The organism is Rhodobacter maris (assembly GCF_900217815.1).
GTDB lineage: Bacteria > Pseudomonadota > Alphaproteobacteria > Rhodobacterales > Rhodobacteraceae > Rhodobacter > Rhodobacter maris.
This window is the reverse complement of sequence record NZ_OBMT01000013.1, coordinates 53,193-67,321: the sequence shown is the minus strand read 5'-3', so window position 1 is coordinate 67,321 and position 14,129 is coordinate 53,193. Positions and strand designations below refer to the sequence as shown.

The window sequence follows — 14,129 nt, the reverse complement described above, 5'->3', positions numbered from 1 at the left end:
TGCGATGCAGGGAGGGACGACCCCGGGAGAAGACCGGGGCCGCGGATCAAAGGTGCGTGCAGGGCGATACGGCGGCTCAGGGCGCCGCCTTCACCGCGTTCCAGACCTCGAGATACTTGTCGAGCCGAACCGGCTGTTGCCACATCACGAGGCTCTTCACGAAGTCGATGTTGTCGACCTTGCGCTCTTCCTTCATCGCGGCATCCATGCAATCCGCCACCGCGCCGGGGTTCACCGGGAAATAACCGGTGGAGGCGGCAATGCCGCACTGGCCCTGCGCCGATTGCATGTAGGACATGAACTTCGCCGCGCATTCCTGGTTCGGTGTACCGCGCACGAGCATCATCGAATCCATCCAGCCTTCGGCCTTTTCCTTCGGCGAGAACTCGACCACCGAGAAGCCCTTTTCGAGCGCGTTCACATCCTTGCTGGTGAGCCCGGTCCAGGCATTCGAAACCCAGACCTCGTTGTTCGCCATCAGATCCGTCAACTCGCCCGCGCTCGACCAGTACTTGCGGATCAGCGGTTTTTGCTCGATGAGCTTCGCCTTGACCGCCTCAAGCTCCGCGTCGCTCAGATCGAAGACGTTCGGATAACCGAGATAGCGCGCCGTCCAGTAGATCGCCGACTTGTCGTCCCACATCGAGATCTTGCCCTTGTAAGCCGGATCGAAAAGGACGCCGATCGAATCGGGCGTGCCACTGATCTTGTCAGGGCGGTAAATCACCGAGACCGAACCCCAGATCAGCGGAACGGCCCAGGTTTCGCCATCCACAACAATTTCCGGATGTTCTGAAAACTCCGGATATATGCCGGAAATACCGCTGACTGCGGCAGTATCGATCGGATCGACGAAGCCTGCGAGCCGCATCATCCCCACCGTATCGAGCGAGGGGGTGATCACGTCATAAACGCCGCCACCCGCTGCGAGCTTGGCCGCGAAATCGTCGTTCGAGCCAACATAGGTGGCGCTTACGGTGCAGCCCGAGGCCTCCTCGAACGGCGTGATGAAGGCGGGGTCGGCATAGCCTTCCCAGGTCAGGATATTGAGTTCGCCCGCCGCGGCCGCAAACGGCAGGGTGGCAAGGGCAAGCGCGGTCAGGGCCTGCGCAGTCCGTCTCCCAGTCATGTGTCTTCACTCCTTGTTGGTTGTGTGTCGCGTGACCTGTTCATCTTGCGGATCAGGGTCGCGACATCGATGCCGAGTGCCTTTGCGGCACTTCGCTTGCTTCCGTGGTCGGCCACGGAATTCTCGATGGTCCGGATCTCGAAATCTCGGACCAGATCCTTGAGCGGCGCCCCCGCGGGCAATGCCGCGCCGGGCCCTTCCAGCCGTGCTGTATGCTGCGCCGGCGGCAGCACCGCCGGTTCAGCCACGTCTTCGGCGAGCAGGGCGGCACGGCGCAACAATGCGATCATCTCGCGGATGTTGCCGGGCAGCGGGCGCGCGGCCAGCGCCTTGACGAACCGCGCCGAAAGTCGGAGCGGCTGCGGACGGCTGCGGTTGATCTCGGCCAGCCAGACCTCGATCACCGGGGGCAGGAAAGCAGGTTCCTCGCGCAGGGACGGCAGCGAGAGGCTCAAACCGCAGAGCCGGAAATAGAGCGCCTCCGGCAGGGATCCCGACGCACAAAGACGGGCAAGCGGCGCCGAAGCGGTGGAAACGACCCGCGTGCCGCCGCTGTCGAGCACCACATCGAGCGCGCTCAATAGTCGCCCGGCCAGCGCGGGATTCAGCAGATCAACCGCCTCGAACACCAGCGTGCCGCCCGCCGCGGCTTCGATCCGGCCAATCCGGCCCGGCTCCGCAGCGCCAAGGCCAAACAGTTCCGCGTCGAAATTCCCCGGATGCAGTGCGGCGCAAGCAATCGTCACCACCGGCGCGCCATGTCCCGCGCAGAGCCGGGTGACGAGCGTTGTCTTGCCGGTGCCGGTCTCGCCCTGCAGATGCACCGCGAGCCCCTGCGCCAGAGCGCCTTCAAACTGCTGCGCCAGCGCCTGCCGCGCCGGGCTTGCGGCAAAGGGGGCTTGCGGTGCCAGATCGCGCGCAAGGCGGAACTGGCCGCGCACCGGGCTCGCGGCGGGATGTCCCCCCAGTTCGCGCAACGTCACCAGTGCGGCATAGGGCTCGTCGTCCTGCCGCAGGATCGACAGATGCGCGCCCACGGCCCGGCCCGAGGCCAGCGTGCCAGTCGTCTCGGTGCGGCGCAACCGGATCAGCCCTTCGGACAGCTCCGCCGCCAGCCGACCGGTGCCGCGCAACTGCCGCGCCAGGTCGCTGCCCAGCAGATCGGCTCGCGAGACCCGCAACAACCGCTCCATCGGCGCATTCACCAGCCGGATCCGCCCGTCCAGCTCCACCAGCGCGGCACCATCGCTCAAGCCGTTCAAAAAGCTTGGAAAACACGGATCGTCCAAGAACCCCGGACGGCGGCGGCCCGACCCGGCCTGCGGCTCGCTGCGATAAAACCTCATGCCGGTTCTCCCCCGGGACTGCGACGCCGCAACGCCTTGCGGCGACCGCGCAGCACATAGCGAGGCGGTCCTTCGGGCATCAACGTGACCCGAAAGAGCCAGGCCGCTCGCGGCTGGCGGGGCTCGCGCAGCGCGAGTTCGGTTTCTTCCTCGTCGTCGGCAAGCGCGGCAAGGCAGAGCCGCTCGAAAGCATGGCGCGAGGCGGCCAGGCTGTCGAAAGGCTCCCCCAGAAGCCGCACATCGCCCAGCGCGCGTTCGGCGGCCGGGTTGGTGGCGAGGATGATCCCCGCCTCCGACAGCACAAAAATCGGATCGGGCACGGCGCCCAGAATATCGCGCATCACCTCGGCCTCAGCGCTGATTTCGCGCTCGCGGGCACGGCTCGGACCGATGTCACGCGTGGTGCCCCAGAGGCGGATCAGGAAATCATCTCGGATCAGGGCGCGGAAATCGTTTTCCACCAGCATCGCTGTGCCATCGTGGCGCTGGTCGATCGCCTGGGCGCCGTCGAGCCGGTAGCCCATATGCACCAGATCGCGGATCATCGCCCGGTTCACCGGCGTTTCGGGAAAATAGCGGCTGACTGGCTGGGTATTGAAATCCTGATCTTCCGGCACGGCATAAAGCGCCGCCATCGCATCGTTGCAGGCGCGCCAGCGTGAACGGTTGCGAAACACCTGATCGACGATCTCTTCTTCGGTGCGGCGCAGATCGACCGGGTCGAGAAAGTCGATGCACCAGCAGGCATCGCGCGCCGCGCCGATCATCTGCGACAGGATCTCGGCGCGTTCGAGCTGATCGGCGGAGACATTCGGCAAAACCTCGGACAGTCGCATCACGAAGAGCCAGAGCCCCCCCTCGTCGCGACGCATACATTGCGTGACCGCGGGCTGTTCTTCGGCGGCATCAGCCCCCAGAAGCCAGACCGGAAACGCCCGGGGCTCCCAATCCGCCCCCTCGAGAAGGGCACCCAGCCGGTCCGCGCTCGCCTCGGCAAAAAGCGTGTCCAGCCCGCAATCCTGCCCCTTCGTGCCGTGTTCGGCCAACCAGTCCTGCGCGGCGGGATTGACGGCGCGCGCGGTGCCGGGAGCTGAGAGCTCCAGAACCGGCATGGGCAAATCGGCAAAGGCGGAGGGGATGCGTGTCATGAGCCGTCGTTCAGGGTTGCGTCCCCCGAGGATGCGACCTCCCGCCGCACCGGCAATCAAAAATCCACAGATATTGCATATTTAAAAATTTACGCTGCGATTTTGCGCACTATCGCCGTCAAATTCGCAATTATACTTGAGAAAACTTCCGATTTCGGCCCGAAAATCCAGCATTCGGAAGCGCAACTCGCCGAAGCGGGCAGATATTGCAGCGCAGCATATCCGCATGCTGCGGGGCGGTTACCGTGGATTCGGGGCTTGCGGCCTTGCCGCGGCGGGTCCGCATTCCGGGCGCGCCGGGCCATGGCCTGAAACAACAAAGGGCGCGGCAACCGCCGCGCCCCGTCCCGGCTCTGCGGCCGGACGCGTGTTTCCGCTCAGGCGGCCATCGCCTTCCCGTCCCGCAGCGGTTTTTTCAGCACCACGAGGAGCGCCGTAGTCACGAGCGTGCCGGCGAGAACCGAGGCAGCATAGGCCCCCAGATGCGTAACCGCGTTCGGGATCGCGAGCACGAAGATGCCGCCGTGCGGGGCCATGAGCTGGCAGCCAAGTCCCATCGAGAGCGCCCCGGCCACGGCCGAACCGATGATGATCGAGGGAATAACGCGCGCCGGATCCTTGGCGGCAAAGGGGATTGCGCCTTCGGTGATGAAAGAGAGGCCAAGCACCGCGGCCGCGCCCCCCGCTTCGCGCTCTTCCGCGGTGAAGCGGTTCTTCGCAATCAGCGTTGCAAGGGCAAGGCCGAGCGGTGGGGTCATGCCCGCGGCCATGACTGCCGCCATCGGCGCATAGGTGTCCGAGGTCAGCAGGCCGACGCCGAAGGTATAGGCCGCCTTGTTGATCGGCCCGCCCATGTCAACCGCCATCATCGCGCCCAGAATGAGGCCGAGCACCACCGCGTTCGTCGTGCCCAGACCCTGCAGGAAGGAGGTCATCGCCGCGAGTAGCGCCGCGACCGGCTCACCGACCACATAGACCATCACAAGCCCGGTGATCAGTGTGGAGAGGAGCGGCAGGATCAGAACCGGTTTCAGCCCTTCGAGCACGCGCGGCAGCTGGATCGCATCGCGCAGCCAGCGCGCGACATAACCCGCAAGGAAGCCCGCGACGATCCCGCCCAGAAAGCCCGCGTTCAGGTTCACGGCCAGCATGCCGCCGATCAGGCCGGGGGTAAGGCCGGGCCGGTCGGCGATCGAATAGGCGATATAGCCCGCGAGCACCGGCACCATCAGCTTGAAGGCGGCGCCGCCGCCAATCGTCATCAGCGCCGCGGCAAGCGTGCCTTCCTGCTCGAACGCCTTGATGCCGAAAACGAAAGAGAGCGCGATGAGCAAGCCCCCCGCCACCACAAGCGGCAGCATGAAGGAAACGCCCGTGAGCAAGTGCTGATAGGGGCCGGTGCGGCCCGCCGCGCGCTTGGCTTTGAGCGCCTCGACGGTTTCGGCGAGGTTGCGGCCCAGCACTTCGCCCTCGGCCACGGCGTCATCGAGCACCTTGGCGGCGCCCTTCACTGCCGCGCCGACCGAGGTCTTGTAGACCTTCTTGCCGGCAAAGCGCGCGTCATCCACATGGGTATCGGCCGCGATCACCACGAGATCGGCGCCTGCCACCTGCGCATCGGTGAGCGTGTTTTGCGAGCCCACCGAGCCCTGCGTCTCGACTGCAATCTCCCAACCCCGCGCGGCGGCGGCTTTTTTCAGCGCATCGGCCGCCATGAAAGTATGGGCGATGCCGGTCGGGCAGGAGGTGATGGCCACCACCTTCAATCCGCCAGTCTGGGTTGCCATTTGCGAAGTCTCCTCTCCTGACAAGCTCAGAGCCGCGTCGAGTTCCGCCGCCGTTCTGGTGATGGCGCGGCCCGGCGTGGTCCGGTAAACGGGTTTTGCGGCGAAGCGGGTTTCGTCGACATGGATATCGGCTGCGATCATCACGACGTCGGCAGCAGCGATCTCGGCGCCGGAGAGCGCATCCTGCACCCCCTGCGAGGATTGCCGCTCGACACGGATCTGATGACCTTTCTGGGCCGCGGTGGCGCTGAGCGCCTCGGCCGCCATATGGGTATGCGCGATGCCTGTGGGACAGGCCGTCACGGCGACGATCTTAGACATGGAGTCCTCCCGGGTGGCGCGCGGGCTCAGCCGAGCGCGGTGATTTCGACGGCATGCGCAAGGGCCTCGATACGGGCGCGCCCGGGCAAGCGGGGGCCGATCTCGCCCAGTGCACCAAGCGAAAAAGCGGTGGCGATGCGCGCCGTGGCGGCGAGATCGAGGCCCAGCGTGGCAGCATGGATGAGCCCTGCCACCATCGCGTCGCCCGCCCCCACGGTGGAGGCGATGGCGATGTGCGGCGGGCGGGCATGGACCGCCTCGCAGCCGCGCACCAGAACCGCGCCTTCGGCTCCCATCGAGACGGCAACAAGGCCAATCCCCTTCGCCACCAGATCATGCGCAGCAGCCAGCGCATCCGCGGGCGTCGCAATGACACAACCCAGATAGGCACCGAGTTCGGCGGCATTGGGCTTGACGATATCGGGGCGCGCGGCAAGCGCGGGGCCGAGCGCAGCGCCCGAAGTGTCAAGCGCGACTTTCACGCCTTCGGCTTGGGCCTGCGCGATCAGCCGCGCATAAGTGTCGGCCGGGAGCCCCGCGGGCAGGCTGCCGCAAAGCCCGAGCCAGTCGAGCCCGCGCGCCATCAGCCGCGCAAGCGTCTCCGAGACAAGCACCAGATCCGCAGCCCCGGCGACAATGCCCGGGAAGTTCAGATCGGTGACCTGATCCTGCGCCGGATCGACGATTTTCACATTGGTGCGTGTGGCGCCTTCGCAGCGGGTACAGGCGTCCAGAATTCCCGCATGGGCGAAATGGCGCGCAAAAATCGCGTCGTTTTCCTGCCCCAGAAGCCCTGTGGCAACGATCTTGTGACCGAAATGGGCGAGGAAGGAGGCGACATTGACCCCCTTGCCGCCAGCATCGCGCTGCACGGTCTCGACCCGGTTGACGGCATCCAAGGCAAAGCCCGGCACCATCACCGTCTGATCGATTGCGGCATTGAGGGTGAGCGTGGCAATAGTCGGTTGCATGCGGTGCCCTCAGCTCAGCGCGCGCACAGAGGCGGCATCAGCCGCACCGAGCGCACGGGTGGCCAAAGCGCGGTTCTCGGCCATCGGCAGGCGGCGCAGAACGGCCTTCACACCCGCCACCGAGGGGATCGACACGCTCAACTCCTGCACGCCGAGCCCAGCAAGGATGCGCGCGCCGAGCGCATCGCCGGCAATGCCGCCGCAGGCACCAACCCAGATCCCCGCCGCGTCGGCCGCGCGCACGGTCTGGTCGATGAGGCGCAGCACCGCCGGATGGAGCCCGTCGGCCTGCTTGGCAAGCACCGGATGCATCCGGTCCATCGCCAGCGCATATTGAGTGAGGTCATTGGTGCCGATCGAAAAGAAATCGACCCGTTGGGCGAGTTCGGTTGCCATCATCACCGCCGAGGGGATCTCGATCATGATGCCCATCTCGACGGGGGCGGCGCCGGTTTCCACCCGGACCTCTTCGGCGATGCGCAAAGCGTCCTCGAGCTCCGCCACCATCGCGATCATCGGGAACATGATCCGCAGCGGCCCCTTTGCCGCGGCGCGGTAGATCGCGCGCAATTGCGTGCGGAACAGGTTTTCATGCGCGAGGCAGAAGCGGATGCCGCGGAGCCCGAGGAACGGGTTTTCCTCGACCGGCATGCGCAGATAGGGGATTTCCTTGTCGCCGCCCACATCGAGCGTGCGGATGATGATCGGCAAGCCGTTCATCGCTTCGAGCATCGCGGAATAGATCTGCACCTGCTCGTCTTCGCTCGGCGGAGCCTCGCGGTTGACGAACAGGAATTCGGTGCGCAACAAGCCCACGCCCTCGGCGCCCGCCTCGACCGCGGCAAGCGCCTCGGCCACATCGGAAATATTCGCCACCACCTCGACGCGCGCGCCATCGGGGCTCAGCGCGGGCTTGAAGCGCGCGCGTGCCTCGATCTCGCGCTCGGCGGCCAGCGCGGCCAGCGCCGCTTCGGCCGAGGCAATATCGGCAGCGGAGGGATTGACCACGAGCAGGCCCGCGGCACCGTCCAGCAGCACCGCCGTGCCGGTGGGCAGATCGAGCACCGCCGCCCCCGCCCCCACCACGGCCGGAATGTCGAGCGCACGGGCGATGATCGAAGTATGCGAGGTCGGCCCCCCCGCGGCGGTGCAGAGACCCTTCACAAGGGTCGGATCAAGCTGCGCCGTATCCGACGGCGTCAGATCCTCGGCCACAAGAATGCAGGGATCGCTCGGCAGATGCGCTTCGGCCGCCTTCCCCTCCCCCAGCCCCTGCAACACCCGGAGCCCGGCATCGCGCAGATCGATCGCGCGGCCGGCGAGCACCGCATCCTTCATCGCGGCCAGCATATCGGCGCGCGCGCTGTAGGCGGCATGCCAGGCGAAGGCGGCGGTGCGCCCCTCGGCAATGCCCGCCTCGGCGGCGCTGCGCATCTCCGGGTCTTCGAGAAATTCCTGATGCGCGCGGAAGATCGCCGCCCGCGTCGGGCCGGATTTTTTCCAGACCTCGTCGTGAAGCTCCTCAAGCTGCTGCCAGGCGGCCTTCAGCGCCGCTTCGAGTCGCGCTCTTTCCGCCGCCGGATCTTCGGCATCCCGGTCAAAGGTTACCTCGTCGCGGGCAAACCGGAAGACGGGAGCGATGGCGAAACCGGGCGAGGAGGACACGCCGGGGAGGAGGCGGCCCTCATACACGCGCGGGGCAGCAGCCATCGCCCCCGTCAGACCGGGTGCCGCAGCTTCGGGGGCTGCAGCGCCGGTGTCTTCTTCCTCTTCGAGCCCCTCGGCAAAGGCGGCGGCAAGCGCGGCAAGCGCCGCATCCGCATCCGGCCCTTCAGCGCTCACATGCAGGGGCACGCCCTGCGCGGCAGCGAGATTGAGAAGGGAAATCAGGCTTTTGGCATTGGCGGTCTTGGCGCCATGGCGCACGCGGATCTCGGCCGCGAACCCTTTCGCGATCTCGACAAGCGCAGTCGCCGGGCGGGCATGGAGCCCATGCGCGCCCGCAACCACCACATCGAAACCCTGCGCGAAATCTTCGGCCGCGGGGGCCGCCGCGGGCGGCTCGACCCCAGTCAGCCGCGCCACGATCACCTCGGGATTGGTCGTGGTCGCGAGCCGTTCGGCCTCATCGGCATCGCCTAGCACATCGGTAAGGTTGCTCAGAACCTGCAGGTGCTCATCCGATTTCGCGGCAATCGCCACCACGAGACGCGCGCGGTCGCCCGGGCCCCAGTCGACGCCCGCAGGCAGTTGCACCACGGCAATCGCCGTCTCAAGGATCAGGTCGCGGTCCTTGGGCAGCCCATGCGGAATCGCGATACCGTTGCCGAGGAAGGTATTGGCAACCGCCTCCCGGCCCATCATGCTCGCGCCATAGCGCGGGTCGATCTTTCCGGCGGCGGCGAGCAGGTCAACCGCCTGGGCAATGGCATCGGCCTTGTCGCTGGCTGTCTTGCCGATGGCCACGAGATCACTGGTCAGGGGTATCACGGTTCCTCCTCGGCATGCTCTGTGCGATGCTCTGGGCAGGAAGAGACCGGGGCCAGATGAACGGAGTATGTCCAAGATCGTGATGCGGATTGTAACAATTGTCATATTGGCGCTCGCGGCGCTTCGGCTGGAGGCCGCGCCGATCACGGTGCTCACCCGCGACGGCGGGCCGATTGCAAGCCCCGCACGCGCACACGGGGCGGAATTCCTTCAGGCCACCGGGCAGCCGGTCACGGTCGAGACCCGGCCCTTCGACGCGCTTTATGGCGAGATCATGATGGGCTTCGTCACCGGCCAGACCCCGGCCGATGTGCTCCTTTTCCCGGCCGACTGGCTTCCCGATTTCGCCCCCTACCTGCAGCCGGTCCCCGCGCGGCTCGTGCAAAGCCCGCTCGTTCAAGGCATCCATCCCGCCTATCGTGACCGTCAGATGCGCTGGCGCGGACAATGGATGGCGGTGAGCCTTGATGGCGATCTGCACATGGGGGCTTACCGGCGCGATCTGTTCGAGGATCCTGCAACCCGCACCGCCTTCAAGGCCGCAACCGGTATGGCCCTTGCGCCCCCCGCGACCTGGGCCGATTACGCCAAGATCGCCGCCTTCTTTCATGGCCGGAAGGACCCCGCGGGTCAGCCGCTCGCAGGCACGCTCGAGGCCTCGGCGCCAGATGGCCAGCGGCTCTGGTCGCTCTTCAGCCACGCCGCCGCCTATACCGCGCACCCTGATTATCCGGGATATTTCTTCTTTGATCCCGAGACGATGGCGCCCGAAATCGACAATCCGGCCTGGCTGCGGGCCCTGAACGATTACCTTGCTGCGGTGGCCAGCGGAGTTGATGAAACCGGCCCGCTCTCAAGTCATGGCGTGCGCTCCGCCTTCGCCGCCGGGCGTTCCGCGATGGCGCTCGACTGGTCCGATATCGGCGTGCTCGCCACCGATGCGACCGCTTTCACCACCGGGGACAGGGTCGGTTTCTTCGCCCTGCCCGGCGTCGACGACGTCTGGAATCCCGAAACGAAGGCCTGGGACAAGCTCGCGGCCCCGCGCGCGGTGCCTTTTCTTGCTTTCGGCGGCTGGATAGCGGCGGTGCCACGCGAGGCGGTGCAACCCGCCGAGGCGTGGGATTTCATCGCCTTCATGGCGGCACCCGACCGGGCCGCGCGCGATGTGATGTCGGGCGCCTCGGGCTTCAACCCCTATCGCCGCGCCCAGCTGGAAGACCGCACGGGCTGGGCCGCGTTGATGGGCGCCGCCCCCGCGGCGAGCTATCTGGATGTTCTGCACCAGAGCCTCGATGCGCCGCAAGCGGCGCAGGATCTGCGCTTGCCGGGCTATCCGGCCTATATGGCCGCGCTCGAAGCCCGCATCGGCAAGGTTCTCGCCAAAGAGATGACGCCCGAGGCGGCCCTGCAGGCGGCGGCGGCGGATTGGGACCGGATCACCGACCGGCTCGGCCGTGCCAGCCAGCGGCGCCATTATCGCGAGGCGATGGGGCTGGAGGCCGCTTCGCAATGAGAGCGGGCATTCAGGGACGGCTTCTCTTGATCGTCGCACTCTCCACACTGGCGATGGCGCTGGCCGGGATCGCAGCGATCCGCGCGCTCGACCAGATCGGCACGGCGGCGGAAACGGTGACGGGGCACGACATGCCGGCGATGGCGGCGGCGCTCCGGCTCGCGCGGATCGGCGACCGTCTGCAGCAGCGCGGCGCAAGCCTTGCTGCGGCAGGCACGGAAACGGCGCTGGCCGAGGCGCAAGGCGCTGTGGATGCCGATCTCGCGGCCTTTTCCGAGCAGGTCGCGGCACTGCGCACAGGCCCTTCCGAGACGGGCTGGGACAGCGCCGAGATCCTCGCACTTTCGGGCGGACTGGCCGGGCGGTTCACCGAGTTGCGCGAGGCGCTCGAAACGCTGCGCGCGGTCGCGGCCCGGCGCGAGGCAGAGCGCGCACGGATGCTGGCGCAGGAGGATGCGATCCGCCAGATCCTCGGCCCCTCGATCCTGGCGGTGGAGGCGATCACCGCCGGGGAAACGCTTCCAGAGCCCGCGATCTACCGCACCGCCGTGCGCAGCCAGGCCCCGCTTCTCGCCGCCGAACGGCTTACCGGTCGCGCCACCTCGGAGTTGCTGCTCGCCACCACCGCGCGCGATGCGGCGACGCTTGCCGAGAACCGGGCGGCCTTCCTGCGGACCTTGAGCGAGCTTGAAAACATCAGCGCCGCCCTTCCCGCCGGGCTCGAACCCGATGTCCGCGCCGCTCTCGCGCTTTACGCTGCGCAAACCGGGCCCGCTGGCCTCTTTGCTCTGCAAAGCGCCGAGATCGCGGCCCGCAGCCGGGCCGAAGCGGCGCTTGCCGCCGCCAGCGCACGCGCAGCCGATCTCAAGGCCGCCGTCGACCGGCGCGTGCTCAGCGTAAGCCGCACGACGGCGGAAGTGACACAGGCGTTGCGCGACACGATCCTGGCGCGCTCGACGCAGTTCACCGCCATCGCGCTCGGGGTGATCCTGATCGCCGGCGGCCTCTCCTATCTTCTCGTGATCCGGCCGCTCAGCCGCAATCTCGCGGGCGTCACCCGCGCGATGACGCGGCTGGCCGCGGGCGAGCGCAACGCGGAAGTGCCCGGCGCGGACCGGGCCGACGAGATTGGTGATTTGGCCCGCGCTTTCGCGGTGTTTCGCGAAAACTCCGCGCAGGTCGAGAAGCTCGACCGCGAACTGGCCGAGCGCTCGAACCTGCTTCTCGCCACTTTCGAGACGATGAAGGACGGGTTCTCAGTCTTCGACCGCGACCGCCGCCTTGTCGCCTTCAACCCGCAGTATCTGCGCCTGCATGGTTTCTCCGAGGCGGAGGTCTCGGGCGAGCTCGCAATCGAGACAATCAACCGCCTGCTTGCCGCGCGCGGTGCCGAGGCCTTCGGCCCGGATGGCACGGCGCTTGATCTCGATTCACTCTCGCACAGCCGCCTTACCCTCTCCGAGCGGATCGAACTGCGCTTCCCCTCGGGGCGGGTGCTGGAGCTGCGCTCGAACCCGATCCCGCAGGGGGGCTTTGCCACGATCCATATGGATGTGACCGAAGCGCGGGCCACGCAAAGCCAGCTGCTGCATGCGCAAAAACTTGAGACGGTCGGCCAGCTAACGGGCGGAATTGCGCATGATTTCAACAATATCTTGGCCGTTATCATCGGCAACTTCAACATCCTGATACGCGAGCTTGCGGAGGTGCCGGCGCTGCGCGCCCGCGCCGAGCGGGGGCTTTCGGCCGCCAATCGCGGCGCGGCGCTGATCAATCGCCTGCTTACTTTCTCGCGCCGCCAGCGGCTCGCGCCCGAGGATGTGGCGCTTGATACGCTTGTGCGCGGCATGGCGGATCTGCTGCAGGCGAGCCTTGGCGAGGGGGTGCGGCTCGTCACCGATCTGGCCGAGATGCTGCCCACAGTGCGCGTCGATCCGGGCCAGCTCGAGAATGCGCTGATGAACCTCGCGGTGAATGCGCGCGACGCGATGGAGGGGGGCGGCGAGATCACCATCACCACGCGGGCCGCGGGGCCGGGTTTTGTCGAGCTGACCGTCGCCGATACCGGCGCGGGCATCCCGCCCGAAATCGCCGCGCAGGTGTTCGAGCCCTTCTTCACCACGAAGCCGGTGGGCAAGGGTAGCGGGCTCGGGCTTTCGATGGTGTATGGCTTCGTTGAACAATCGGGGGGCGCGGTGGCGATCGAGAGCAGCCCAGGCGCGGGCACAAGGGTCACGCTGCGCCTCCCCGTGAGCCCCGAGCGCGCCCGGGTCGTGATGGTGGCTGAGGAGGGCGAGGCCTGTATTCTCGCCGTCGACGACGATGCCGATCTGCTTGAGATCACCGCCGATCAGCTGCGCGCGATGGGCCATGCCGTGGTGACCGCGCCCGATGGCGCCACCGCGCTCGAGCTCTTGCGCGAGATCCCCGAAATCGACCTGCTCTATACCGACCTCGCGATGCCCGGACTCGATGGTCGAACGCTGGCCGCGCAGGCACGGGCGCTGCGCCCCGATCTTGCAGTGCTTTTCACCTCCGGAGCGCCGGGGCGGGCGGGAGCGGATCTGCCGAACCTGTTGCGCAAGCCCGTGCCCGCGGAGGTGCTGGCGACCGCGGTGCGGCTCAGCCTCGAGGCTCAGAGCCGACGCACCTCGGCATCAAGCACATAGCCTGCACCGCGCTCGGTACGGATGAGTTGCGGCGCGCGCGGATTGGGCTCGATCTTGCGGCGCAGCCGCAGGATCAGCACGTCGATGGTACGGTCGAACACCTCGCCGCCATCCGAGCGGGTGCGCTCCAGAAGCTGATCCCGGCTCAACACGCAACGCGGTGCGCGAATGAACGCCTCAAGAAGCAGAAACTCGGCATTGGTCAGCGCCACGGGCTGGCCCGCCGGGGTTTCGAGGCTGCGGGCGGAGAGGTCGATCACCCAGCCCGCGAAGCCGCGCCGGTCATGATCGGCCAGTTCCGGCGCCGCCGCCGCGCCCGTGCGCCGCAACACCGCCTTGATTCGCGCCACCAGCTCGCGCGGATTGAAGGGTTTGACGACATAGTCATCCGCCCCCATCTCAAGCCCGACGATCCGGTCCACATCGCCACCGAGCCCGGTGAGCATGATGATCGGAATGCGCGAGGTGGCGCGCAGCCGGCCGGCAACCGCGAGCCCGTCCTGATCGGGGAGCCGCAGGTCGAGCAGGATCAGATCCGGCGGCACGGGCACAAGCGCGGGCGCGACTTCGGCCGCCGAGGCCGCCTCGACCACCTCGAAGCCATGGCCTTCGAGCTCGAAGCGCACCAGATCGCGCAGATCCGGATCGTCATCGACAATCAATATCCTCGTCATGCCCGGACGGTTCTCCTGCCGCGCCTGCTGCGCGTCTCCCGCAGAAATCATAATCGTTCCAGCGCGAGCAGGCCAGTG

The 14,129-nt window shown here is 67.2% G+C and carries 9 protein-coding genes; 2 read left to right on the top strand and 7 right to left on the bottom strand.

Translation table 11 applies throughout. From position 1 onward, the window contains the following. Positions 1–76: 76 nt before the first annotated feature. From CRO22_RS14795 to ptsP, 6 genes are all read right to left on the bottom strand, one after another. Positions 77–1,129, bottom strand: coding sequence for an ABC transporter substrate-binding protein (locus tag CRO22_RS14795; protein WP_097070933.1), 1,053 nt, complete (start codon positions 1,127–1,129; stop codon positions 77–79). Continuing rightward, positions 1,126–2,475 carry a sigma 54-interacting transcriptional regulator gene (locus CRO22_RS14790; RefSeq protein ID WP_097070932.1) on the bottom strand — a complete coding sequence of 450 codons (1,350 nt, stop codon included), beginning with the start codon at positions 2,473–2,475 and terminating at the stop codon, positions 1,126–1,128. The genes CRO22_RS14795 and CRO22_RS14790 overlap by 4 nt, the downstream gene beginning before the upstream one ends. After that, entirely contained in the window at positions 2,472–3,623 is a 1,152-nt protein-coding gene (locus tag CRO22_RS14785) for a PAS domain-containing protein (protein WP_097070931.1), read from the bottom strand. Before CRO22_RS14785 ends, CRO22_RS14790 begins: the two co-directional genes overlap by 4 nt. A gap of 377 nt (positions 3,624–4,000) precedes the next feature. After that, complete coding sequence (locus CRO22_RS14780) at positions 4,001–5,731, bottom strand: PTS fructose-like transporter subunit IIB (protein WP_097070930.1); 1,731 nt, start codon at positions 5,729–5,731, stop codon at positions 4,001–4,003. Between the two features lie 26 nt (positions 5,732–5,757). After that, positions 5,758–6,702: a 1-phosphofructokinase gene (gene pfkB, locus CRO22_RS14775; RefSeq protein WP_097070929.1), complete on the bottom strand. Its 945-nt coding sequence runs from the start codon at positions 6,700–6,702 to the stop codon at positions 5,758–5,760. Between the two features lie 9 nt (positions 6,703–6,711). After that, positions 6,712–9,192 (bottom strand): phosphoenolpyruvate--protein phosphotransferase, encoded by a 2,481-nt coding sequence (gene ptsP / locus CRO22_RS14770; RefSeq protein WP_097070928.1) that lies wholly within the window; start codon positions 9,190–9,192, stop codon positions 6,712–6,714. Between the two features lie 67 nt (positions 9,193–9,259). On the opposite strand from ptsP, the gene CRO22_RS14765 reads away from it, so the two are divergent. Continuing rightward, a complete protein-coding gene (locus tag CRO22_RS14765; protein WP_097070927.1) occupies positions 9,260–10,708 on the top strand; it encodes an ABC transporter substrate-binding protein in 1,449 nt (482 codons plus the stop codon). Further along, positions 10,705–13,377: an ATP-binding protein gene (locus CRO22_RS14760; protein WP_097070926.1), complete on the top strand. Its 2,673-nt coding sequence runs from the start codon at positions 10,705–10,707 to the stop codon at positions 13,375–13,377. The genes CRO22_RS14765 and CRO22_RS14760 overlap by 4 nt, the downstream gene beginning before the upstream one ends. Here CRO22_RS14760 and CRO22_RS14755 read toward each other — a convergent pair. Next, positions 13,344–14,051, bottom strand: a complete 708-nt coding sequence (locus tag CRO22_RS14755) for a response regulator (RefSeq protein WP_097070925.1) — start codon at positions 14,049–14,051, stop codon at positions 13,344–13,346. The two genes, CRO22_RS14760 and CRO22_RS14755, sit on opposite strands and share 34 nt — an antisense overlap. Positions 14,052–14,129 lie beyond the last annotated feature (78 nt).

Excerpts from the sequence above, each read along its gene's own strand:
- CRO22_RS14795 (WP_097070933.1), bottom strand. The coding sequence starts at position 1,129 with ATGACTGGGAGACGGACTGCGCAGGCCCTGACCGCGCTTGCCCTTGCC.
- CRO22_RS14790 (WP_097070932.1), bottom strand. The coding sequence starts at position 2,475 with ATGAGGTTTTATCGCAGCGAGCCGCAGGCCGGGTCGGGCCGCCGCCGT.
- CRO22_RS14785 (WP_097070931.1), bottom strand. The coding sequence starts at position 3,623 with ATGACACGCATCCCCTCCGCCTTTGCCGATTTGCCCATGCCGGTTCTG.
- CRO22_RS14780 (WP_097070930.1), bottom strand. The coding sequence starts at position 5,731 with ATGTCTAAGATCGTCGCCGTGACGGCCTGTCCCACAGGCATCGCGCAT.
- pfkB (WP_097070929.1), bottom strand. The coding sequence starts at position 6,702 with ATGCAACCGACTATTGCCACGCTCACCCTCAATGCCGCAATCGATCAG.
- CRO22_RS14765 (WP_097070927.1), top strand. The coding sequence starts at position 9,260 with ATGTCCAAGATCGTGATGCGGATTGTAACAATTGTCATATTGGCGCTC.
- CRO22_RS14760 (WP_097070926.1), top strand. The coding sequence starts at position 10,705 with ATGAGAGCGGGCATTCAGGGACGGCTTCTCTTGATCGTCGCACTCTCC.
- CRO22_RS14755 (WP_097070925.1), bottom strand. The coding sequence starts at position 14,051 with ATGACGAGGATATTGATTGTCGATGACGATCCGGATCTGCGCGATCTG.